This is a genomic window from Pantoea sp. CFCC18177 (assembly GCF_059412425.1).
Genome location: NZ_JBNBPL010000012.1, coordinates 39,772 through 58,079, shown reverse-complemented (window position 1 = coordinate 58,079; position 18,308 = coordinate 39,772). Strand labels below are relative to the sequence as shown.

Sequence of the window (18,308 nt, the reverse complement as noted above, 5' to 3'; positions counted from 1 at the left end):
CAATCAACGCAATCGTTTACCTTATATTTGCGGTTACATTTACCATACCAGGCATCACCTTTTAATATCAACAAATAACCATGACTCCTTGCAATGAAATAGGATTAACTTTCAGAATGGGTTTAGTTATTTTTCTTAACCTTAAATCTTGCGAAATATATCTTTCGTTTGTCAATGGGGTGAGTAAAGCAAAGAAAAAACGCAAACACCTGCAAATATCATCGGGGATGTTTTGGATGAGGCTTTTCTAAACCTAACTCAATTAGGTTAACGCCTTAAGGTCTTGCGTCTATAATTACTATGATCAACATATTCAGCAAACCCCACCCCGTTCAGGAGACTATATGGGAGGCTTCGATCTGCATAAATTTCTTATCAACGACCAACCTTACACCTTTTTATTCGAAGTCATCGTTCGTGTATTTATCGCTTATGCTGTCGTGTTCATTTTCCTCAAAATCTCTGGACGAAGAGGTGTCCAGCAACTGTCGCTTTTTGAGGTCGTGGTCATACTGACACTGGGGTCTGCTTCAGGGGATGTCACTTTCTATGATGATGTCCCCGTTCTGCCCGTCATTCTCGTATTCGTGGTTCTGCTCCTTCTCTACAGGTTAACCACATGGGCCATGACGAAGTCTTCCTACATCTCAACGCTGGTGGAAGGAGACGTGGTTACTCTGATCGCTGACGGAAAATATGTGTCGGCAAATCTCGACCGGCTCAACATTTCAGAAGATGAATTCCTGATGGAGCTGCGCCTGAAAGGAGCGGAGCACCTTGGGCAGATTCGGCTGGGTCTGGTGGAAGTCGATGGCCAGCTAAGCCTGTATTTCTACAGGGATGACGAAGTAGTGCCTGGACTGTCTGTGCTCCCGGCTGAACACCGCTTATGCTACACGCGTATTCCTCAAGACGGACTGTATGCCTGCAACCGCTGCGGCGTCACAAAGACGATGAATATGGGGCATCAGGAACGGTGTGCAGAATGTGGACGGAACACATGGTCACTCGCGTTACACACCATCAGAACCTGAAGCGGAAATGTTTTTTGTGGGACTTAAGGCAAGAAATGGAGGAGACCATATGTTCTCCTCCAAAATGCTGAAAGTCACGCCTGTTTGGGTTGACCGTTCGACGCGGTAAGACCGCCATCGACAGGCAGGTTCACCCCGGTGATGTATCGCGCATCGTCGCTGGCAATGAAGGCAATAGCACTGGCGATGTCTTCGGCTTCTCCAGCTCGCTGCAAAGGGATACGATCATAAAAGCGTTCCAGCAGCGCCTTATCATTCTTCATATCTTCGGTGAGGTCGGTCAGGGTGAACCCGGGGCAAATTGCATTTACCCGGACTCCGTCAGCGCCATAATCCATAGCCAGCGCGCGGGTAAAGTTCGATACCGCACCTTTAGCCGCATTGTAGACACTCATTCCCCAGTCACCACCCAGTCCGGAGACTGAAGAAGTATTCACCACATTGCCCTTTGTTTTGAGCAAACCAGGCATGAAGAAATGGGTACAGTGGAAAACACCATCCAAATCGGTGTTCATGAGTTTTCGCCAGTCATCGACTGAGACTTCATGGATCTTCCCCTGAACCACGCTACCCGCATTATTCACCAGCACATCGACTTTACCAAATGAACGCTGCACCTCTTCTGACAGCTGTTTCACTTGCTCTGGATCGCCGACGTCACACTGAGCAACCAGGTGTTGCGAGCCAGGTAGGGTATTGAGTACGTTTTCGAGTTTTTCACGGGTTCTTCCCACCAGCACCACCGAAGCCCCTTCACTGGCAAAACGCTTTGCGGCAGCAGCACCGATGCCGGAACCTGCGCCGGTAATCACAACAACTTTTTCTGAAAATCTCGACATACTCAGTCCTCACTTTATTAAATATGTGGAGACTAAGCATGGCAGCCATGAACGGGAGTTCAAGCGAAGCAGTGTCAGTAGGACGTAGGGTCGGCGAAAAGAAACATGTCAGCCCTGCGGGTCTTTGGCAAGGCTGATTTTTGGCTGACAACCTCTTAAGGCTTCAGGATGACCTTAGTCCATCCCGGCGCCCTTTTATCAAAGTTGCTGTAGCCTTCAGGGGCTTCAGCCAGGCTCAACCGGTGTGAAACAATTTGTCCTGGGCTGGCTTTACCCTGATGAATCAGGCGTGCAAGCTGGCGGTTATAGGCTTTGACGTTGGCCTGGCCAGTCCTGACAGACTGCCCCTTGAACCAGAAACTCCCAAAATCGAAAGGCATTTTTCCTTCCTGAGCCAGAGAACTTTTTGCGCCCGGATCCTGAGGAACAAACACCCCGACGACACCGATACCTCCTGTTGCCTTGGTGGATGCCACAAGACTGTTCATGGTGGCGCTGTTGTCTTCATGGCCATGCTTGTTACAGCACTGATACCCTACACATTCACAGCCGCAGTCCGTGCCCCTACCGTCCGTCAGTTCAAGAATCCTTTGCACCGCCTCATCACCGACGGCATTCACAGGCGTTGCGCCGAGCTTTTCAGCCAGAGCCAGACGATCGCTGTGGGTGTCAATGACGAAGACCTGAGAGGCTCCCTTAATAACTGCGGAGTGGGCAGCCATCAATCCCACTGGCCCAGCGCCGTATATGGCGACAGATTCCCCTGCCCGCAGACCTGCCAGTTCCGTTGCGTGCCATCCTGTCGGGAAGATATCAGAAAGCATGACGTAGTCTTCCTCTTTATCAAATGCGTCCTCAGGCAGCACCAGACAGTTGAAGTCAGCAAACGGCACCCGTAATAACTCTGCCTGCCCACCGTCCCACGGCCCCATTTCTGCAAAGCCATAAGCGGCACCCGCACTGCCGGGATTTGCCGTGAGACAGAACCCCGTCAGACCCCTCTCACAATTTTCACAAAACCCACACCCCACATTGAAGGGCATACAGACACGGTCCCCTACCTTGATGCGCTCAACGCCATTTCCCACCTCAATCACTTCGCCCAGATTTTCATGACCGAAAATACGGCCCTGCTCAAAGCTGGTCCGCCCTTCATACATATGTAAATCAGAGCCGCAGATATTGGTGGTTGTGATGCGAATAAGCGCATCCGTGGCACGTTCAATTTTCGCATCAGGCACATTTTTAACGGAGACATCAAAAGGCCCATTATAAACAATCGCTTTCATATTTAGATTCCTGTAAATAACCGAAGCATACTGACGCTTCGTTTTAATTAGGATAGCCAGAGAATTAAATATGGCACATTAAAGTACATCGCACAGAATATAACCGTCACGCTTGCATGCCCGCGAGGATATATTAATATTAATAACGCAACACGCACATGACGCGCACATCCCGTCATGTTATTTATCACTCATGAAGAGGCAGTATTATGGCTCAACATAGAGGCGGTTCAGGCAACTTTGCAGAAGATAAAGAAAGAGCTTCTGAAGCAGGAAAAAAAGGCGGGCAGCATAGCGGCGGTAATTTTAAAAATGACCGTAATAAAGCGTCCGAGTCCGGTAAAAAAGGTGGTCAAAACAGCCACCGCGGTTCTTCCTGAGTGGCAGCGAAGATAAATACCAAAGGGCACTTTACCTCCCCTCTTGTGTCAGTACACAGCAGAGAGCGTCGCTTCCTGCTTGCTCTGACTGAAGTTTCATGATGAATATCAACGTTCTGTTTTCTTCGCGTATAATTTGTCGGTAGACTAAGCGGTGCGACTGCTGCAAATCGCACCGTTTTTTTATTTCTGAACGCAATGCTGATCTTGATTAACGGTTTCGCTTGTTGTGTGGATTACTCTGAAAAAGCGCGTTTTTATCTTTTATCGCCCCCAGAAAGATCTAAACCTCTAATTATCTGCCATTATCCCCCATATGAATCCCCGCGGAGTCAGTTTATGTTTCGATTTTTATCTTCTCTGTTCAGCAGTCCGGAATCCCTTTTACAGGTCATAAGCCAACAGGATATGAAAGAGTCCATTGAAGAGGGAGACCGCATAATTATTGATGAAGATGGCAATGCGTCAGTCAATCCTTTAAGCCCAAAAGTGCAAAGAGATTTCAAAGAGCACATTAAAATGTTAAAGGATATTTAATGGGAACAGCAATCTTTATGGTATTGATGGTGTGCGGATACTGGTATACCAGCCGGGATATGTCGAGCCGGTTAAAAATAAAACGTTCGATCGGTTGGGATGTCTATTTTCTGATTGCGTTGTATGGTTGTATTTTTGTTCTGCAGGGCGTCCTTGCGACAGGCTTTGTCTGGCTGGTTCTTCTGGCGGCGTCGGCCGTGAACAACGCGTTTGGCCTGTCAGAAGTTATCCACGCGCGCTGGCATGTCGAATTTATGACATGGAGTTTTCTGGGTATTCAGGCGCCCGTCGTCATTATGCTGGCTTTCGCTGTCACGTTTTGCGTTTACCGATCTAACTGGGCTAACAGCGCTCGCCTGACCGCCAGCAGTCGTAAAGATCTCTATCAGCGCCTCTCACGCTCAAACGGTATCGAAGCGATGTTGCTGCAATGCATGGAAGAAGGCGAACTGGCATGGGTCACGCTTAAGTCCCGACGCATTTACATCGGCATGATCCATGCCGCCACATTTGAGTACGCCAGTACAGCCAATATTGTTCTCATCCCCATGCTCAGTGGTTATCGCGACGCCCGTACGCTTAACCTGGCGGTTGAGCACAACTACAGCCACTGGTACCACATGCACAACATTGATTTCACCTCAAAGCCGAAGTCCGCACTGGAGTTTCGTAAGGTCATCATGGTCGACCAGATTGAAAGTCTGTCATTGTTTGATCCGGCCAGCGCCAGCGCACTGGCCATGGATGCTGAGGGCGCTGATTCGGCCTGACCGCTTGGCTCTTAAACGTGTACTTAACTACACTCAGTACCCATCAAGCTAAAACGAAGAGAGCAATATGACCGACCGTCCCGTTAAAGGTGATAATCCCGATTACAATCCGCGGAAAAAAACACCCGATAAACAGCCCAAAGATGACGAAAGAAATGCGCCAGAGTCAGGCGATAAGCAGCCTGATTGATGACGTACTCAGGGTGTTCAGAGGACAATATTTCTGAACACCTTTAATTGTTAATTATGCTTTTTACTGAAAAACTGGCTGGCCGTATCCCGGATAACCTGTGATGTCCCCCGATCGCCTTTCACCATTGATGACATGAATGCCTTAGCCTGCTTAAGCGTGATATGTGGCGGTAAGGGTGCGACTTCAGGATCCGTTTTCACCTCAAGTAGCACCGGCCGGTCAGCGCTGAGTGCACGGTGCCATGCGCCTGCCAGTTGCTCAGGGTTATCAACATAAATGCCCACCAGCCCAAGCGATTCGGCAAATGCCGCATATTTTACGTCGGGCAGTTGCTGTGTGGCTTCAAAACGCGGATTGCCTTCCATCACGCGCTGCTCCCATGTAACCTGATTCAAATCCTGATTATTGAAAACGCAGACGATCAGCCGGCCATCAGTCCACTGCTGCCAGTACTTCTGAATGGTGATCAGTTCCGCCATGTTATTCATCTGCATTGCGCCATCACCGACAAGTGCGACAACCGGGCGTTCAGGATGAGCAAACTTGGCCGCAATCGCATACGGCACGGCCGCCCCCATACACGCCAGCCCGCCGGAGAGCGTCGCCCGTTGTCCCTGCTTAACGCGGTAATCTCGCGCAAACCAGTTAGCGCAGGAACCGGAATCCGACGTGACGATGGCGTTATCAGGCAGCTGCGGAGACATTTCCCAGACCACGCGCTGAGGGTTAACCGGGCTGGCAGGCGCCAGCGCACGCTCCTCCATCTGCTTCCACCAGTCCTGCACCTGCACGGCAATCTGTTCCTGCCAGCTGCGATCCTGTTTTTGTTCGATCAGTGGAAGAAGCGCACGCAGGGTTTCAGCGGCATCACCGTGCAGATTGACCTCACAGGGGTAACGCAGGCCGAGCATAGCGGGATCGATATCTATCTGCACGGCACGCGCCTGCCCCTCTTCAGGCAGAAACTCTGTCCACGGGAAACCACTGCCAATCATCAGCAACGTATCGCAGTTCTGCATCATTTCCCAGGAAGGTTTGGTACCCAGCAGACCAATTGAGCCCGTAACAAACGGGGCATCGTCCGGGAGTACATCTTTTCCCAGCAGGGCCTTAGCCACGCCAGCGCCCAGCTGATTCGCCGCCTGCACCACCTCTACTGCAGCACCACGTGCACCCGAGCCTATAAGGATCGCCACTTTTTTTCCGGCGTTCAGCACTTCTGCCGCACGCTGCAGGTCGGCCTCATAAGGAATTATTTTGGGACGCTGGTAGCCACTGCCAGAATGAGTGAACCCGTGCAGATGGGGAGGTGCCTGCCATTCCTCATCCTGGATATCTTTGGGGATAATGAGTACAGCCACCCCGTTTTGTGCTTTCGCGATGCGCACGCCGCGATCCACGAGGTGGCGTACCTGAGCCGGTGCCGCGGCCTCCTGCACAAAGTTAGCCACATCGGCAAACACCCGGTCGAGATTCATCTCCTGCTGATAGCTTGCGCCCCTGGCAGTAGCTTCTGCCTGTCCGGCAATGGCCAGCACAGGCGCATGATCCATTTTAGCATCGTAGAGACCGGTCAGGAGATGTGTCGCGCCCGGCCCGCCGGTTGATAAACACACGCCGAGTTCGCCCGTAAATTTTGCATGACCCGCCGCCATAAAGGCCGCCATCTCTTCGTGACGAACCTGAATAAATTCGATTCCGTCACCTTTCTCGTTAGCACGCTGTATTGCGCCCAGAACACCATTGATGCCATCACCTGGATAGCCATAGATGCGGGTTACGCCCCACTCTTTCAGGCGCTGGACAAAGAAATCACTGGTTTTTATGCTCATGGTTTCGTTTCCTTTCTGGGGTAAGGGGATTAGAAGACGCATTTCGTCTTCGCAGCGCTCTCAGTTGTTGCTGCCTTTGCCTGACCATTTCCATTCCCTGACTTCGGGCACGTCTTCCCCATGTTCGCGCACGTAGCGATGGTGTTCCGCAATCCGCTCATGTAAGTCATCCAGCAACTCAGGATGCCGTTCTGCCAGCCCCGGGACGTGGAGAATGGCCGACTGTGCCAGATGATAGCGGTCAAGCTCGTTCAGCACGGTCATGTCAAAAGGCGTTGTGGTCGTGCCTTCCTCATTGAAGCCATGCACGTGGAAATTACTGTGATTGTTTCGCTGGTAGGTCAGACGGTGAATGAGGCTCGGATAACCGTGGAAGGCAAAGATAACCGGTTTGTCACGCGTGAAGAGCGCATCAAACGCGGCTTCAGATTTTCCGTGAGGATGCTGCTCCTGCGTCTGCAGGGCGAGCAGATCGACCACATTGACGACCCGGATGCGCAGATTCGGTAAATAGCCACGCAGAAGATCCACCGCCGCCATCGTTTCCATAGTGGGCACATCCCCGGCACAAGCCATTACCACGTCAGGTTCCCCCGCATCACTCGCCCAGCCCCACTCACCCATCCCGGCTTCACAGTGGGCAATAGCGGCAGGCATATCGAGCCACTGCGGTGAGGGCTGCTTGCCGGCCACAATGACATTGATCCGGTCCCACGTATTGAGGCAGTGGTCGCCGACCCACAACAGCGTGTTGGCATCAGGTGGCAGATAGATGCGCACAATGTCAGCTTTCTTGTTGGCAACGTGATCGATAAATCCAGGATCCTGATGGCTGTAACCGTTATGGTCCTGGCGCCAGACGTGGGATGAGAGCAGGTAATTAAGCGATGAGACGGGCTTTCGCCAACCCAGTTTACGGGTGACCTTGAGCCATTTAGCGTGCTGATTAAACATCGAATCGATGATATGGATGAACGCTTCGTAGCAGTTGAACAGGCCATGCCGGCCTGTCAGCAGATACCCCTCCAGCCAGCCCTGACACTGATGCTCACTGAGAATTTCCATTACACGTCCGTCACGCGCCAGTTGTTCATCATAATCTTTGAGCTGGGCCATCCAGGTGCGGCTGGTGACATCAAAGACTGGAGATAACCGGTTTGATGCCGTTTCGTCCGGACCGAACAGGCGGAAATTGTCCTGATTAAGTCGGAATATTTCGGTCAGGTAGCGGGCGAACTGCTCGGTGGCTTCTCCGGTCCTGCTGCCGGGTGACCCCGTATCAAGTGCAAATTCGCGAATTTCCGGGGTGATCAGCTCTCGTCGGATTCGGCCGCCGTTGGCGTAAGGCGTCGCGCCCATTCGTTTGCTGCCTTCAGGTGCCAGCGCCCGCAGTTCTGGCATCAGTTTTCCGTTCTCGTCAAACAGCGTTTCTGGCTCATAGCTGCGCATCCAGTTTTCCAGGATCACCCGATGTTCATCATTCTCCCGGCAGGCGGAAACCGGCACCTGATGCGCTCGCCAGAAATCCTCAACTTTCTTTCCGTCCACTTCTTTCGGCCCGGTCCAGCCTTTTGGACTGCGCAGCACTATCATCGGCCAGCGTGGTATCGTCTCTGACGCTATGCCGTTGCGGGCTTCCTGCTGATAGTCCTGAATTTTACTGAAGGCATTGTCGAGCACTGCGGCCATTTGCTTATGCATATCCACTGGTTCATGACCACTGACAAAGAGTGGTTCGTACCCGTAACCGCTGAAGAGCTGCTCCAAATCCTCGTCGCTGCTGCGGCCCAACAGCGTCGGGTTGGCAATCTTGTAGCCGTTGAGGTGCAGGATCGGCAGTACCGCGCCATCTCGCTGGGCATTGAGGAACTTGATACCGTGCCAGCTGGCAGCCAGTGGCCCCGTCTCCGCTTCACCATCGCCAATGACACAAGGCACAATTAATTCGGGATGGTCGAAGACGGCGCCAAAAGCATGTGACAGTGAATAGCCCAGTTCGCCCCCTTCATTTATCGACCCTGGCGTTTCAGGTGCGGCGTGGCTGGGGATACCACCAGGAAAAGAGAACTGCCTGAACAGGCGCTGCATTCCTTCCGCATCGTCCGAGATATGCGGATAGATTTCGCTGTAGCTGCCCTCAAGCCAGGTGTTGGCCACCATGCCCGGCCCACCATGACCGGGCCCACAGACATACAGTAAATTTAGGTCGCGCTGGCGAATGATCCGGTTGAGGTGGGCATAAATAAAATTCAGGCCCGGCGTAGTACCCCAGTGCCCCAGTAAGCGAGGCTTGATGTGTTCTGGTTTAAGAGGTTCGCGAAGAAGCGCATTCTCCATCAGGTATATCTGCCCGACAGAAAGATAGTTAGCAGCACGCCAGTATTTATCCAACAGTGCATATTCACTGGATGCGTTATTTTCACTCATCAGATTTCCTCTGTAATTCTGACATCAGTTAACCCTAATAGAGGAATGATGATGGCGCGAGCCAGACGGTGGAATGATGATTCAGCGCAAAAATGATATTGGGGTGATTGATTAAACACGCCTTTCCCAAACATGCGTAACCGAAGCCGGGGGAATTGGGGTGAAAAAAAACCCGCCGAAGAGGGTGTCATATGGTAGTGACCACACCAGGGAAAAGCGATTTGACAACACATAACTGAAACACCAGTAATGCATTACATAAAAGTTTAGCACTTCTCATGAATAATGAAGCGTAATGTTGAGTAAACGACTATCCGTATTGCCATTTCCTCCAGTAATCATCGGTATTTTTGAATAAATTCGAGATTAATCTCAAAAAACAATTATTCTTTGCACACTAATATTTAAGCTTCGATTGTTAATTATTGGAAGAGAGCAACCATGAAAAATCTTACGTTACGTGGTGGATCAGGAAACTTTGCAGCGGATAGAACACGTGCTGCAGAGGCTGGCAGTAAAGGCGGTAAGGCCAGTAGCGGTAACTTTCGAAACGATCCGGAAAGAGCCAGAGAGGCAGGTCGTAAAGGAGGGAAAGCTACCCGTGTGGCCAATAATGATACTTGATATGATTTATTAAGACGCTTTTGATTTCAGTCGTGTTCAGTAGCAAAATGCGGCTGCTTTATACGTGAAAGTAGGTAAGCTTGAATAATGATCGGTACCGCATATTTGAATGTGTATCGCCACCCCAAGACTTTTCCATGCAGGTAAGGCTTCTGCAGGTTCGCAAGGCATCCAAAGTGCGTTGTCAACGATGTGATCAGCCGTAAAAGGTATGTGGAATAAATCCAATGAGGAACTGTTTTCTCGTATACCTCACGCTTGGTTTCACGTTATACAAACTGATGAATAATTAAGTCATATGACCAGTAACTAAATATTTCTGTAATATGTAAATGCCACACTTGTGGTCGCTTCATTCAGCACGCGTTACATACGAGATTAACAAGCAGCCCTTCTGCTACGCCCGCAAAAAAAGCGGGCTTTTTTTTATCTTTACATCCAATCGTATAATCCTGATTTTCAGATTTGCATTACTTTTTATGTTTAATTCAACCTCAAAATCCCCTCAGACTCGCCCACCTACAGAACAGGTGTTGCCTCCCGTTTAGTCAGAAATATGAATGCGTGTTCATGTTTAATTTATCCATCATTGTAGTGACTTCCCTCAGTTCAACCTGAAATAAACGTCTCAGCATTACGTCATCCATTGATGGTTGATTGAAAAATGCATGAGCATTAATTGATACGTTATCACATGACATATTTTAAGCGCAGTAAAACTGGCGGCGCACCATATTCTTAGTCAAATGGAGCCTGTATGTATATAAAACAGGAGGTTCAGACCACCAGGATCCTGGCTGTGATAGCCGTATCCCTGAGTATTGTTATCTCCATGCTGGACAGCACGATTGCTAATGTCGCCCTGCCGGTTATTGCCAAGGATTTTCAGGTTAGCGCGTCGGCATCAATAGTCATCATTAACGCATACCAGTTTGCAGTTGTTGCAGCGCTACTCCCTCTGGCTGCGCTCGGAAAGAAACTGGGCAATAAGGGTGTTTTTGAGACTGGTGTGCTGCTGTTCGCGATATCTTCGTTAGGCTGTGCCATTTCAGATACACTCAACATGCTGACGATATTTCGCGTGATACAGGGATTTGGAGCAGCGGCCATTCTCAGTGTTAATGCTGCACTGATAAAAGAGATTTACCCGGAGAAATTACTTGGCAGAGGCCTGGCCATTAACGTGATGATAGTGTCCGTCTCAGCTGCAGCGGGTCCATCCATCGCCGCCGCCATCATGTCCGTAGCCAGCTGGAATTGCCTCTTCACCATTAACGTGCCAATAGCAATTTTGTCCCTGTTACTGAGCATGTTGTACCTGAACAAACAACCGTTTCAGAGAACGAAATTCGACATCTCAGGTGCAATGCTGGTTTTCACTCTGACACTTTTCCTTGCGTGTTTTGTTCTGGGTATGACCAGAGAAAATATCCTTATGGCCCTCTGCGGTACTGGCGGGTCGGTCATCATGCTTTTGTGGCTGATCGACAACCAGAGACGAAAGATGAATCAGGCTCTGATTCCCTTATCCATATTTGCAAACAGGACGTTTTCACTTTCTTTGACGATGTCCACCCTCTCCTACAGCACACAGCTACTGGCCTATGTCTCGCTGCCTTTTTACTTCCACAACATCCTGCATAGGGACGTGGTTCAGGTTGGCCTCTTGCTGACAGCTTGGCCACTTGCGACAACCATTACCTCTCTGGTAGCGGGAGAGTTGCTTAAACGGCATAACCCTAATGTGATTGCTTCAATGGGGCTTGGCATGCTGGTCTGTGGGATGATCCTGATGACAGTGCTACCGGATTCACCAGATGATATTGACATCATATGGCGGGTAGCACTTTGTGGCGCGGGTTTTGGGCTGTTCCAGTCACCTAATAACTACCTGATAATGACATCTGTAAGCGATGAAAACACCAGCGTCGCCAGCGGCCTGCTGGGAAGCTCACGACTTCTCGGACAGATAATGGGGTCAGCGATGGTCGCAATTTATTTCAATATTATCGAAGCGCAGGCGATAGAGTTCAGCCTGTTGAGTGGTGCGGGGTTTTGCCTTTTATCTCTAATAGTCAGCCTTTTACGCTTCTTTCAATCTTTAAAAAATCGGGTCATTATTCCTGACGATAAAACGCAGTGATATATTATTTAGCACCATTAATTTTTAGTGGTACATTGAGCATATTTTTAATCGAATATTTTTTAGATGGGTTTTGCTTGCAGATATCAGATATTCAACCAGGCTTTACTTTTCATCCAGCGTGAAGCATTAATGATAAGCGGAACGTGAATATCGGGAGTGAATAATATGGTGTGTGATTTAGATAACGAGATCAGCGTTGAAAATAGGTCTGAACCTCCGGCTCAAAACTTTTCTCCATCTGAGCGTCAGCAAATGGAGGTCGAGTTCTGGCAGTTGCTGGGCATGCTTGAGACAGAAAGCGACATGAGTGGCAAGCAGAAAATCAGAGATGATATATGGAGAAAACTGGGCAAGGGTCAGTGAACACATTCCCTGCCTGTTTCGTTATACTACTTTAGTGTTTTTATTTCTCGTCTGCCTGATTCAACGAGTCATAAACTGCATCAGCTGCTTTTTCCCATGGGGTAAATGCCTGATTGGCATTCAATATTGTCTGCCCCTGACAGGTGAAGGTCCCCGGCGTAGCGATAGATTTCGCAATGTCGAATAAAGATTTATCAGAGCAATAACTGCCATATTCTGCGCAATCACGCATTGCTCCCAACACAAGGCGTCTTGCGTCTTCAGGTCCATGCCTTTTTCAATTATCCAGTTCTGTAACTGCCCCGCAAATTCGTAGAACCAGCCATTCATACACATGCCTACGGTAGACAGCTCAAAGTTATGCTCTTCAGAGATCATGATGACTTCACCGAGACAGGAAAAATAGTGTTCGGTGCTGGCGTTTTCTGGAGTTAACACGACTGTCGTTCGGTTAATTTTAGCCGCGTAGGTCAACATCATCCGGGCAACATTTGGATGGTTGAACACGCGTTGCAACTGCTCACGTTTTACCCCCGCAACGATCGAAATCAGCAGTTGATCTGGCCGCAAACTGACCTCCTCTGCCAGCTGTTGAAGTGAGTCCGGGCGTACACCGATAATGACGATATCAGCCTGATTAACCACGTCCTGGTTACTTTTTCCCGCGCTGCATTCTGTGTTATGTAATAGAAGATTTACGCGATCCGAACTGCGAGGAGATAAAACGATCTTTTGCTCAGGAGTTCCTTTTATCAGTCCCATGACTAACTTCTCTGTTAACTCACCTACGCCAAGTATTCCAATTGTTTTCTTCATCGATATCGTTCAGTCAAAAAGTGAATTATTAGTGTGTGTGCCCTAACACAGACAAAAGCAATTGATCGATTATCGGCATTCCACATTATTCAAAATTCAGGCTCCTCTCCCGGTAACGGTTCGCTTAGTTCCTGCCCTTCCACACCGGCATAAAATATGACCAGCTCAGTGGCCTTATCCGTTGTATAACCGCGATGCACACTGTCAACAGTCTCATTCAAAGCTTCACCGGCCTCAAAACAGTGAGTCTGGCCGGTTTCTTTATCTTCAATCGTTAGCTGGCCAGACAGAATATAAGCAGTATTAGGCATAGGATGAGTGTGCCATGGCAACTCACTATGTGGAGGCAGTGTCATGCGCATCACCGAAATCTGTGGCTTACCTGCAGGATATTCTTCATATACCTGGCCGTTCCACGCACAACCGCTCTGAAGTATCAAATCATGTTCAACTGAATGTTGATTTTCCTTAGATTCATTCTTTGTATTTGCCATCTGGCCTCCTGTCTCAATATCGATTAGATATTATAGATGAAGTCCGGAATCATGCTTATGGAGTTCGATTTTCATAAAAATAAAGTGGTAACACTAAACTGAATACCTAGAACACGCACCTATTTAAAAATATTAACACCGCCAGACTGCATGAATATACCGCATGCTTCGTTTACTTCCCTCCACCGCTTATTTTTCAGACAGCGTTCATTCAATCCATTATCACTTTTTAACGTGCTTTGGGGGAGTACCTATAACATCTCTATTCTGGTTGCGGGCGTCACGCCTACACTGACTGCGTGGCTGGTTGAAGAAACCGGCAACCTTTATATGTCTGAATGGTATCTGATGGGTGTAGGGGTAATTGGGGTTGTAACCGGCTTCACTGTAAGAGAAACGGCGAACAAACCTCTCTATGGCGATACCCCTGCGGCCTCATCACTTGGAGAGGTTGAAGAGTTACTGCAGGAACATCACAATGGTATTGAGCAACGCATCTAAGACATAGATGAAAGAATTGAGGAACTGAAGAAAAAACGCCGCAATTTAGTTGATCAGCATCCCGTAATCACCCAGTGACATGTGCCCGCCATCTGAGGATGGCGGGTTTTGCGAAGACAAGTAGCTAATTAACTAGAGACATTCAAAATACGCAGTGCTTCACGGTTGAACGACGGTAAATCATCCGGTGTGCGGCTGGTGACCAGTTTATCATCATCCACCACGACCTCTTTGTCATAGAAGTCTGCGCCTGCATTCCGTAGGTCTATTGCTATGGCTTTGACACAAGTCATCTTCCGGCCTCGCACGCCGTTTGCGCTTATCAGTAGCTGAGGTCCGTGGCAAATGGCGAATATGGGTTTGCCGCTGGCGACAAACTCTTTGGTAAAATTCACAAAACGATCGTCACCGCGCAGGGCGTCAGGTGAATGGCCGCCTGGCAGAAGTAATGCGTCGAACTCTGCAGGACTGACGTGATCAATATCCCTGTCGATTTTGACTTCTGCTTTACCCTGCTTACCTTTGACCGTTTTCCCCGCTCGCATCTCAATGGTCACCACCTCGTGTCCTGCTTTGGTATAAGCATCGGCGGGTGAGGTGAATTCGGAGTCCTCAAATTCATCGGTGATCAGTACCGCTATTTTCTTACCCATCTGTCTCTCCTTGCTTTGAAAGCGCTTTGCGTATGTGGATCGGTTAACCCATAAAGCCTGGTCGCCATAACGCAAAAGACAAGCCAGCCGGTGGCAGTGGAGCAGATGAACCTGTGAAAGTTAAAAACAACTGGCTGCCGAGAAAGCGACAGAACTATTTCATAACCTTCTGTTTAAGCGAGTTTATTTAAAGGGCTTTGATGTTTAGCACGACATTATGTGCAGTTTTTTTCTTATTTTGATGACTAAAACGTGAGTGCCCCCCCATAAAGTGCCGATTAAATTTGTCGGAAAATTAGTCATTCAAATGGGTTCATTGCAAAAACTGGCCGTCGTGTGGATATGTGGGTAAAGCGCACATGAAAAATGGATAGTTGATACTCAGGCGCTATATTAAAAAAGTGCCCCATGTTCGACTGTAAGGGTAATCAAGTAAAAGGAATTCCCGCTCTGCTTCTTCCCGCTTCGACGGGATTTTTTGTTTAGGTTTCAACACGTTGAGGATTAATACCCGCCTCGTTTAATCCAGGAAAGCAACTAAAATAAAAATGGTGTCCATGTTATTTAATGACCGCACTGAACTATAACATCTGTTTAGTTCTTTCGGATGATTATCACAAATGAACGGAAGAGCATGGCCGATCATCAACACAATTCTGTTCGGGGGCAGTAGCGCGTTTTTTTACGCTTTTAGCAATGTGGTCTTCCCGATGATGAATGCACTCTGCAACTAAAACGATGGAGGAGAAATCATGAGAACGCTGGGTAACGCAACCGCAGCTCGCTCTACCCGTATCTTCTTGATGATGCCCCCTTCGTTACACCGTTTATTCCGGATTCGATAACAGGGCTAAAACTCTTTTTCTGATATCGTCAGCATTGTCTTCTTGACCAGGGTGATTGAACTTCACCAGGGGGGCCGAACTTTTCTCTGGTTCGTATGAATTGGTTAGCAAGCCGGGCTCACCACCCATTTTTTCTATCACTGAGGACAAAACAGTTATGGCGACCTTAGATATATAAAGGTCGAGCTGTAGGTCATTGATAGTCTGCTCGAGGATTCCAATGCGTTCATTTATGTCAGCCATTTGATCTCCTGATAGTCTGGGTAAGTCGATTTTCAGTTTGAAAGCGTAAACATCTTTTAATTCTAGCTCATACAGAAAAAGAGGCTCTCATGGTCCTGCATCAACCCCATCGGAGTAAAAAGAAATCAGGCGAAACATATATTAAGGAGTAAATGCGAAGCGGTAAATTTTCCAGGGTCCAAGCGTTTTATCTTTACCTTTATTGTTGTCTGCCAGGTATTCAATCTGGGGAGCGGGCACATAAATCCAGCCTTCAGCAATGACCAGAGCATCGGGTGTCATCAGCTTCTCATCCTGAACAAGCGTCTCCAGCCTGCCATCAGGCAGCAGTATATCGACCTAACGTTTCTCCACATTTGAGAGATAAATATTTCCCGCAGCATCGATGGCGGACCCACCGACTGAAGGAATATCCGCTACTTTTTCGATACGCCGCTCCAGTGCATCGTTATTCAACCCGGTATCGTGTAGTGATGCGGTGGGGATTCTATAGAGCGGCCCCGTCGGCGTCGCATAGTAAAGCCACTTGACGTCAGGACTGACTTCAATAACATCACTGTGTACGCTGGGCCGTTTTCCGTTTTTATCTTCAAGAATTCGCCCCCTGTAACCTTTCTGGTCGATTGATTCTGGTTTGCGTAGCAGTCTATTTTCAGACAGCCTTCGTATTGTTTTACCAGAAATTAAGTCGTGAATTAGCAAACCACCCAATCCCGAATCTGTGACGTATACCGAACTCCCGTGTATACGCAGGTCGTTCAGTGCCCCGCCTGCAGGTAACGCTTTTTCATCAAATCGGATGACTTTTACCGTTTCGCCCGAAGATGCGTCAAACGCAACAAGCTTCGCCGCCCCGGGTGATGGCTTTTCGCCCTGAGGTGCGCCCTGATCGACCACCCATAGTAAATTGTCACCAAAGTGATGGCAGGCGTTAACATTCACAAGGGTGTCATGGCCGTCGTTTCCCGGTTTCCACCCATTCCAGTTGCCACCCGGGAAAGGTATTAATCCGGATGGGGTCACGCGTGCGAGCGAAGGCGAATTCTGATGTCCTTTGAAGCGAGGAAAATTAAGAAACAACGCTCCCCCGGTTGTTACGGCAACACCATTGGCAATCCAGGGTGAAGTCGCCGCAACCTGCAGTTGCGGTTTAACGATGGACTCTGCCACAGCAAAAGCTTTGTGAGACAGGCATAATGTTGCTATCCCGCCGGCAATGAATTCACGTCTTTGCATCCTCAGATCGGCGAATGTAATACCTGATTGTTCATGGGTCTTCCCTGCTTGCTGAGACAACAACGTGGCCGCTAGCGGCCACGAACTTCACCAATACTTCAGAGAATCAGACGGTGCCCGTGCCGCCATCAGAGCACCACACCTGACCGGAAGTGAAGCTGTTGGTGGTCTCAGCAAAGGTGACATAGAGCGGGGCAATTTCTGCTGGCTGGCCGGGTCGACCTAACGGAGCGGTAGCACCGAACTCCTCGATTTTTTCCTGAGGCTGACCTCCGCAGACCTGAAGCGCAGTCCAGTACGGTCCGGGTGCGACAGCGTTAACGCGGATCTGTTGCTCACCCAACTGTTTCGCGAGTGCTTTTGTGAAAGCCGCGATTGCTGCTTTTGTCTGGGCATAATCCAGTAAAATAGCGCTCGGTTTATATGCCTGAACTGACGTAGTATTGATTATTGATGAACCGGCTGGCAGATATTCCAGCGCCGCTTTGGTTATCCAGAACATGGCATAAACGTTGGTCTTAAAGGTCGCGTCAAAATCTTCAGTGGAAAGCGTGCGAATGGATTCATTGAATTGCTGACGACCGGCGTTATTCACAAGAATATCCAGACCGTCTAATTTTGTTGCAGCTTCTTTTACAAGTTGCTGGCAAAACGCTTCTGAGCGAATATCACCCGGTATAGCGACAGCTTTACGCCCTTCCGCTTCGATTAATTGCACGACTTCTGACGCATCCTGCTCCTCTTCCGGCAGATAATTAATGGCAACATCTGCTCCTTCACGAGCATATGCTATGGCGACAGCACGTCCTATACCGGAATCTCCTCCGGTAATCAGTGCTTTACGACCGGTCAGACGTCCGGTACCGCGATAACTTGTTTCACCATGGTCGGGACGAGGTTCCATTTCACTTGCCAGCCCGGGAATCGGCTGATGCTGTTTTTTAAAAGGAGGTTTAGGATATTGCTGGGTAATAAGTGTTTTGTTAGTAAATGAACTCATATCTCATTATCTCCTTGTCAGTGCGATAATTAAGCCTGGCAAAAATGTGATATTTGTCACGTAAAATCCAAAAAATAATATTTATG

18 protein-coding genes and 1 pseudogene are annotated in these 18,308 nt (G+C 48.9%); 8 read left to right on the top strand and 11 right to left on the bottom strand.

What is annotated here, in order from left to right; genetic code table 11:
• Positions 1-344: 344 nt before the first annotated feature.
• Positions 345-1,034 carry a DUF421 domain-containing protein gene (locus tag ACPUC8_RS14090; protein WP_494926575.1) on the top strand — a complete coding sequence of 230 codons (690 nt, stop codon included), beginning with the start codon at positions 345-347 and terminating at the stop codon, positions 1,032-1,034.
• A 74-nt stretch (positions 1,035-1,108) separates the two neighbouring features.
• On the opposite strand, the gene budC is transcribed toward ACPUC8_RS14090, so the two are convergent.
• Both budC and ACPUC8_RS14080 read right to left on the bottom strand, forming a co-directional pair.
• Positions 1,109-1,873 carry a meso-2,3-butanediol dehydrogenase gene (gene budC / locus ACPUC8_RS14085; RefSeq protein ID WP_494926574.1) on the bottom strand — a complete coding sequence of 255 codons (765 nt, stop codon included), beginning with the start codon at positions 1,871-1,873 and terminating at the stop codon, positions 1,109-1,111.
• A gap of 155 nt (positions 1,874-2,028) precedes the next feature.
• Positions 2,029-3,162, bottom strand: a complete 1,134-nt coding sequence (locus ACPUC8_RS14080; RefSeq protein WP_494926573.1) for a glutathione-independent formaldehyde dehydrogenase — start codon at positions 3,160-3,162, stop codon at positions 2,029-2,031.
• 209 nt (positions 3,163-3,371) lie between these two features.
• Here ACPUC8_RS14080 and ACPUC8_RS14075 point away from each other — a divergent pair, with 209 nt between their 5' ends.
• The 3 genes from ACPUC8_RS14075 to ACPUC8_RS14065 all read left to right on the top strand — a co-directional run bounded on the left by ACPUC8_RS14075 (position 3,372) and on the right by ACPUC8_RS14065 (position 4,849).
• Positions 3,372-3,542: a con-10 family general stress protein gene (locus ACPUC8_RS14075; RefSeq protein WP_494926572.1), complete on the top strand. Its 171-nt coding sequence runs from the start codon at positions 3,372-3,374 to the stop codon at positions 3,540-3,542.
• A gap of 339 nt (positions 3,543-3,881) precedes the next feature.
• A complete protein-coding gene (locus tag ACPUC8_RS14070) occupies positions 3,882-4,079 on the top strand; it encodes a hypothetical protein (protein WP_494926571.1) in 198 nt (65 codons plus the stop codon).
• A complete protein-coding gene (locus ACPUC8_RS14065) occupies positions 4,079-4,849 on the top strand; it encodes a hypothetical protein (RefSeq protein WP_494926570.1) in 771 nt (256 codons plus the stop codon). Before ACPUC8_RS14070 ends, ACPUC8_RS14065 begins: the two co-directional genes overlap by 1 nt.
• Positions 4,850-5,089: 240 nt before the next feature.
• Here ACPUC8_RS14065 and ACPUC8_RS14060 read toward each other — a convergent pair whose 3' ends face one another.
• Together ACPUC8_RS14060 and ACPUC8_RS14055 are read right to left on the bottom strand one after the other, a co-directional pair.
• Positions 5,090-6,874 (bottom strand): thiamine pyrophosphate-requiring protein, encoded by a 1,785-nt coding sequence (locus ACPUC8_RS14060; protein ID WP_494926569.1) that lies wholly within the window; start codon positions 6,872-6,874, stop codon positions 5,090-5,092.
• 60 nt (positions 6,875-6,934) lie between these two features.
• Positions 6,935-9,301 (bottom strand): phosphoketolase family protein, encoded by a 2,367-nt coding sequence (locus ACPUC8_RS14055; protein ID WP_494926568.1) that lies wholly within the window; start codon positions 9,299-9,301, stop codon positions 6,935-6,937.
• Positions 9,302-9,742: 441 nt separating this feature from the next.
• Here ACPUC8_RS14055 and ACPUC8_RS14050 point away from each other — a divergent pair, with 441 nt between their 5' ends.
• The 3 genes from ACPUC8_RS14050 (at position 9,743) to ACPUC8_RS14040 (ending at position 12,434) form a co-directional block, all read left to right on the top strand.
• Entirely contained in the window at positions 9,743-9,925 is a 183-nt protein-coding gene (locus tag ACPUC8_RS14050; protein ID WP_494926567.1) for a con-10 family general stress protein, read from the top strand.
• A 757-nt stretch (positions 9,926-10,682) separates the two neighbouring features.
• The gene (locus tag ACPUC8_RS14045; RefSeq protein WP_494926566.1) at positions 10,683-12,068 is read left to right on the top strand and encodes an MFS transporter; all 1,386 of its coding nucleotides are present in this window, start codon (positions 10,683-10,685) and stop codon (positions 12,066-12,068) included.
• 168 nt (positions 12,069-12,236) lie between these two features.
• Complete coding sequence (locus ACPUC8_RS14040; protein WP_494926565.1) at positions 12,237-12,434, top strand: hypothetical protein; 198 nt, start codon at positions 12,237-12,239, stop codon at positions 12,432-12,434.
• A gap of 120 nt (positions 12,435-12,554) precedes the next feature.
• On the opposite strand, the gene ACPUC8_RS14035 is transcribed toward ACPUC8_RS14040, so the two are convergent.
• A complete protein-coding gene (locus ACPUC8_RS14035) occupies positions 12,555-13,250 on the bottom strand; it encodes a pyrroline-5-carboxylate reductase family protein (protein WP_494926564.1) in 696 nt (231 codons plus the stop codon).
• An 89-nt stretch (positions 13,251-13,339) separates the two neighbouring features.
• Entirely contained in the window at positions 13,340-13,744 is a 405-nt protein-coding gene (locus tag ACPUC8_RS14030; RefSeq protein ID WP_494926563.1) for a cupin domain-containing protein, read from the bottom strand.
• 246 nt (positions 13,745-13,990) lie between these two features.
• Here ACPUC8_RS14030 and ACPUC8_RS14025 point away from each other — a divergent pair.
• Positions 13,991-14,323, top strand: a pseudogene (locus ACPUC8_RS14025) (glycine betaine/L-proline transporter ProP); the annotation flags it as partial.
• A 50-nt stretch (positions 14,324-14,373) separates the two neighbouring features.
• Here the strand turns inward: ACPUC8_RS14025 and ACPUC8_RS14020 are convergent.
• From ACPUC8_RS14020 to ACPUC8_RS14000, 5 genes are all read right to left on the bottom strand, one after another.
• Positions 14,374-14,898 carry a type 1 glutamine amidotransferase domain-containing protein gene (locus tag ACPUC8_RS14020; RefSeq protein ID WP_436339581.1) on the bottom strand — a complete coding sequence of 175 codons (525 nt, stop codon included), beginning with the start codon at positions 14,896-14,898 and terminating at the stop codon, positions 14,374-14,376.
• Positions 14,899-15,725: 827 nt separating this feature from the next.
• Positions 15,726-15,986: a hypothetical protein gene (locus ACPUC8_RS14015; protein WP_436339580.1), complete on the bottom strand. Its 261-nt coding sequence runs from the start codon at positions 15,984-15,986 to the stop codon at positions 15,726-15,728.
• 141 nt (positions 15,987-16,127) lie between these two features.
• Positions 16,128-16,268, bottom strand: coding sequence for a hypothetical protein (locus tag ACPUC8_RS14010; RefSeq protein ID WP_494926562.1), 141 nt, complete (start codon positions 16,266-16,268; stop codon positions 16,128-16,130).
• 57 nt (positions 16,269-16,325) lie between these two features.
• Positions 16,326-17,282, bottom strand: coding sequence for an L-dopachrome tautomerase-related protein (locus ACPUC8_RS14005; protein ID WP_494926561.1), 957 nt, complete (start codon positions 17,280-17,282; stop codon positions 16,326-16,328).
• Between the two features lie 46 nt (positions 17,283-17,328).
• Positions 17,329-18,222, bottom strand: coding sequence for an SDR family oxidoreductase (locus ACPUC8_RS14000; protein WP_494926560.1), 894 nt, complete (start codon positions 18,220-18,222; stop codon positions 17,329-17,331).
• Between the last annotated feature and the right edge of the window lie 86 nt (positions 18,223-18,308).

What these genes read in the sequence shown, in the direction of transcription:
- ACPUC8_RS14090 (WP_494926575.1), top strand. Translation starts at nt 345, where the DNA reads ATGGGAGGCTTCGATCTGCATAAATTTCTTATCAACGACCAACCTTAC.
- budC (WP_494926574.1), bottom strand. Translation starts at nt 1,873, where the DNA reads ATGTCGAGATTTTCAGAAAAAGTTGTTGTGATTACCGGCGCAGGTTCC.
- ACPUC8_RS14080 (WP_494926573.1), bottom strand. Translation starts at nt 3,162, where the DNA reads ATGAAAGCGATTGTTTATAATGGGCCTTTTGATGTCTCCGTTAAAAAT.
- ACPUC8_RS14075 (WP_494926572.1), top strand. Translation starts at nt 3,372, where the DNA reads ATGGCTCAACATAGAGGCGGTTCAGGCAACTTTGCAGAAGATAAAGAA.
- ACPUC8_RS14070 (WP_494926571.1), top strand. Translation starts at nt 3,882, where the DNA reads ATGTTTCGATTTTTATCTTCTCTGTTCAGCAGTCCGGAATCCCTTTTA.
- ACPUC8_RS14065 (WP_494926570.1), top strand. Translation starts at nt 4,079, where the DNA reads ATGGGAACAGCAATCTTTATGGTATTGATGGTGTGCGGATACTGGTAT.
- ACPUC8_RS14060 (WP_494926569.1), bottom strand. Translation starts at nt 6,874, where the DNA reads ATGAGCATAAAAACCAGTGATTTCTTTGTCCAGCGCCTGAAAGAGTGG.
- ACPUC8_RS14055 (WP_494926568.1), bottom strand. Translation starts at nt 9,301, where the DNA reads ATGAGTGAAAATAACGCATCCAGTGAATATGCACTGTTGGATAAATAC.
- ACPUC8_RS14050 (WP_494926567.1), top strand. Translation starts at nt 9,743, where the DNA reads ATGAAAAATCTTACGTTACGTGGTGGATCAGGAAACTTTGCAGCGGAT.
- ACPUC8_RS14045 (WP_494926566.1), top strand. Translation starts at nt 10,683, where the DNA reads ATGTATATAAAACAGGAGGTTCAGACCACCAGGATCCTGGCTGTGATA.
- ACPUC8_RS14040 (WP_494926565.1), top strand. Translation starts at nt 12,237, where the DNA reads ATGGTGTGTGATTTAGATAACGAGATCAGCGTTGAAAATAGGTCTGAA.
- ACPUC8_RS14035 (WP_494926564.1), bottom strand. Translation starts at nt 13,250, where the DNA reads ATGAAGAAAACAATTGGAATACTTGGCGTAGGTGAGTTAACAGAGAAG.
- ACPUC8_RS14030 (WP_494926563.1), bottom strand. Translation starts at nt 13,744, where the DNA reads ATGGCAAATACAAAGAATGAATCTAAGGAAAATCAACATTCAGTTGAA.
- ACPUC8_RS14020 (WP_436339581.1), bottom strand. Translation starts at nt 14,898, where the DNA reads ATGGGTAAGAAAATAGCGGTACTGATCACCGATGAATTTGAGGACTCC.
- ACPUC8_RS14015 (WP_436339580.1), bottom strand. Translation starts at nt 15,986, where the DNA reads ATGGCTGACATAAATGAACGCATTGGAATCCTCGAGCAGACTATCAAT.
- ACPUC8_RS14010 (WP_494926562.1), bottom strand. Translation starts at nt 16,268, where the DNA reads ATGACACCCGATGCTCTGGTCATTGCTGAAGGCTGGATTTATGTGCCC.
- ACPUC8_RS14000 (WP_494926560.1), bottom strand. Translation starts at nt 18,222, where the DNA reads ATGAGTTCATTTACTAACAAAACACTTATTACCCAGCAATATCCTAAA.